General features: G+C 51.8%; 1 pseudogene. It reads left to right on the plus strand.

The window, feature by feature from the left end:
* Nucleotides 1-94: pseudogene (locus D3D02_RS20240) on the plus strand (IS5/IS1182 family transposase); the annotation flags it as partial.
* Nucleotides 95-253: the final 159 nt, after the last annotated feature.

The following is a 253-nucleotide window of genomic DNA, read 5'->3' on the forward strand; positions in this document are numbered from 1 at the left end:
CTTCGCCGTGCGAGCGCGTTCTTGGTTCCGTGAGTTCCGAGAAATCGCTCTGATGTGTGTCGTCTATAACATCAAGCGGGCTGTGAAACAGTGAATTCCACTGCAGTATGGCGATTCAACACAGCCCTTCAGTGAGACTACAGTCTATGAAGTTGGGAAAACCGAATGGAACGCTCACTACAGCTACGAGTCGATGGTACAAGCGTTCTATTGCAAGGAGCTCGCCGGCTTCACGACGACAGAACTCCACGAC

The organism is Halobellus sp. Atlit-38R (assembly GCF_003665925.1).
Classification (GTDB): Archaea; Halobacteriota; Halobacteria; order Halobacteriales; family Haloferacaceae; genus Haloquadratum; species Haloquadratum inordinatus.